This window comes from Ectobacillus sp., assembly GCF_056992975.1.
In genome coordinates, this window is record NZ_JBXKMX010000242.1 from 1 (window position 1) to 2,891 (window position 2,891).

5 protein-coding genes are annotated in these 2,891 nt (G+C 37.6%); 3 read left to right on the forward strand and 2 right to left on the reverse strand.

What is annotated here, in order from left to right; genetic code table 11:
- Together AC11ZT_RS11075 and AC11ZT_RS11080 are read right to left on the reverse strand one after the other, a co-directional pair.
- Nucleotides 1–320, reverse strand: a 320-nt coding sequence (locus AC11ZT_RS11075; protein WP_484059648.1) for a DUF2600 family protein, incomplete at its 3' end; no start/stop codon positions are given.
- A 12-nt stretch (nucleotides 321–332) separates the two neighbouring features.
- Entirely contained in the window at nucleotides 333–1,115 is a 783-nt protein-coding gene (locus tag AC11ZT_RS11080; protein ID WP_484059649.1) for a lysophospholipase, read from the reverse strand.
- A gap of 68 nt (nucleotides 1,116–1,183) precedes the next feature.
- On the opposite strand from AC11ZT_RS11080, the gene AC11ZT_RS11085 reads away from it, so the two are divergent.
- The 3 genes from AC11ZT_RS11085 to AC11ZT_RS11095 all read left to right on the forward strand — a co-directional run.
- On the forward strand, nucleotides 1,184–1,702 hold the full coding sequence (locus AC11ZT_RS11085) for a gamma carbonic anhydrase (RefSeq protein WP_484059650.1): 519 nt from the start codon (nucleotides 1,184–1,186) through the stop codon (nucleotides 1,700–1,702).
- Nucleotides 1,703–1,837: 135 nt separating this feature from the next.
- Nucleotides 1,838–2,377 (forward strand): phosphatase PAP2 family protein, encoded by a 540-nt coding sequence (locus AC11ZT_RS11090; protein ID WP_484059651.1) that lies wholly within the window; start codon nucleotides 1,838–1,840, stop codon nucleotides 2,375–2,377.
- 17 nt (nucleotides 2,378–2,394) lie between these two features.
- Nucleotides 2,395–2,891: glycosyltransferase (locus AC11ZT_RS11095; protein WP_484059652.1), on the forward strand; the 497-nt coding region annotated here is incomplete at its 3' end.

Genomic DNA, 2,891 nt, shown 5'->3' on the forward strand with positions numbered 1-2,891 from the left:
TCATGCATGGCTTCAAAATCTAGCGGATCAAGAGAGGTACTTCTGTCACATAAATTATCAAGGTAATCACTTATCGTTTGATAGGCAACAACAAAAGAGATACAATCATTACGGTTTTCTCCCGCTAACAAGGCTAATATTCCTCCGCCCTCACAATGAAACGTTTTCGCCTCTATGCTGCCTAGAGCTTGCTTTCGTAGTTCTATATTCGGAATTTCGGTTGCTCTTGTAGTCCAATAAGCAAGTTTCTCGTGCACTACTGGCATAACCTCTTTATACACTTGTGCCATCAAAGTGATAGGGTTATTCGGTACATTCATTACTTACCACCTCTATTTTGCTAAATGAGCCTGTGTAAAATGAAATGCGTGTGTAAATACTTCTTCTCTCTCATATTCATTAAATAACTCATGATAGCAATTTTCCCACTCTTTATAGGCTTTGTCATCAATTTTCAATTCATCAAACCAAGTTCGAACAATTGTTTTATCAACAATTTTATCTTCACATGCTTGCATGAGCAGAAGTGGTACATTCGGAAATTCTTCTCGTTTCTCACTAGCTTCCTTCATGCCTTTTAACAGTTCACTATACCATCTTACGGAAACTTTTCGTAAATATAAGGAATCATTCTCCATTGCATCGCGAATATCCTTGTTTCGTGTTGCCATCTCAACCGTCAAATTTGAAGGTACGAGCAAACTTGGATACACCACATTCATCACCTTTGACATGGCTCGTAAATAAGCAGGAGGCTTTGACATAATACCAAGACACGGAGAGCTAAGAATCACTCCATTGACATCTACTTTATTTTCTTGCATCATACGAATTGCAATTAAACCGCCCATACTATGCCCTAATAAAAAAAGAGGGAGCTGATAAGATTTTGCTTCTTCGATCCACCTGGAAACTTCTATTATATAGTCATCAAAGCTGGTAATATGCCCGCGGGATCTCGAAGTAGTTCCATGCCCTGGTAAATCCCCTAACACAACATGAAACCCATGCGCTCGCCACATATCAGCAAGCGGTCGATACCGCTCATGATGCTCCATCGCACCGTGAATGATAACAATCACTGCTTTCGGTTCGTCAGTTTCCCATTTCCACATGATAACTCCCCCTTTTTATTTCTATATGCTACACTAAGAATAATTGAAAAGAAAGGTGGTATTCTGTTATGATTTATCCCTTTAAAGACAAGACCCCGAATATTTCGAAAAGCGCTTTCATTGCTGATTATGTAACTATAACAGGCGATGTAACTATCGGAGAAGAAGCAAGCATTTGGTTTAATACTGTTATTCGCGGGGATGTATCCCCAACCATTATTGGAAATCGCGTAAATGTGCAAGACCAATGCACGCTCCATCAAAGTCCGAAATATCCACTTCTGTTAGAAGATGATGTGACAGTCGGACATCAAGTTATACTCCATAGCTGTACAATTCGAAAAAATGCTTTAATCGGAATGGGGTCGATTATTTTAGATGGTGCAGACATTGGCGAGGGTGCCTTTATCGGTGCGGGAAGTCTCGTGCCGCAAGGAAAAATTATTCCTCCTCACTCACTCGCATTTGGTCGTCCTGCTAAAGTCATACGTGAACTAACAAAAGAAGACAAACAAGATATGGCACGAATTCGCCGCGAATACGTCGAAAAAGGACAATTTTATAAAGGACTACAAAACAGCAAGTAAAGCATCTGCTCTGCTTGCTGTTTTTTTTACATATCTTTAGACTTGTATTTACATTTTCTTATTACTTACTCAATATATTCTTATTAAAATGGTAAGAGAATTCCAAATATAATTTTAGTAAGGAGGTACTGTTCGATGATGTCAAAATCAATCAGCGCCTTATATGAGATAGAATGTCATATTTTTAAGGGGATTAATCGCTATTTTGAAAAAAAAGCGTTAAACCGTTATTTCCGCACCGTTACTCATATGGGCGGGGCTACATTTGCAATTTCTGCCGTTCTGATACTTCTTCTATTTTCAAGAGGAAGCTTACATCAAGCAGCCATTGCCAGTGCTATTTCGCTTACCATTAGTCATATTCCTGTACAGCTCTTGAAAAAGCTATACCCAAGAAAACGACCTTATTTAAGCGTAGACGGTACAAAATATCCAATCAACCCTTTACAAGACCATTCTTTCCCATCAGGGCATACAACCGCAATAGTTTCAGTAGTTATACCTTTCATTTTATGTATGCCAGTACTCATTTTTATTCTTGCTCCAATTGCACTTAGCGTAGGTATTTCACGTATATATCTTGGTCTTCATTATCCTTCTGATGTTCTTGCAGGCTTATGCCTTGGAAGTCTTACTGGTATTATTTCTTACTTTCAATTATCACTATTTTTTTGAAGATGGAGGGTTTATGGATGAAAATTGCAATCTTTACGGATACATTTGCACCTCAAGTAAATGGAGTTGCAAAAACGTTGGATCGCTTTACAAAATACTTGAAACGTGAAGGCATTGAATATTACGTGTTTGCTCCGCAAAATAACATGGAAGAAAACGTAATGGTGAATGTGAAAAAAATTAAAAGTATCCCTTTAGCAATTTATCCAGAATGTCGTCTAGCTATTCCAAATCCTGTTTATTTACGAAAAGAATTACTTGAATTCCAACCAGATATTATCCACGTAGCAACTCCGTTTAATATGGGACTATTCGGTATGTACTATGCCAAAAAATTAAATATTCCATTAGTAGGATCCTACCATACCGACTTTGATGCATATTTGCAATACTATAAAATGGAATTCCTATCTACTATGTTATGGAATTACTTACGTTGGTTCCATAGTTCCCTTCAAAAAACATTCGTTCCTTCTTATGAAACACTAAAACAATTGAAGAAGAAAGGATTTCG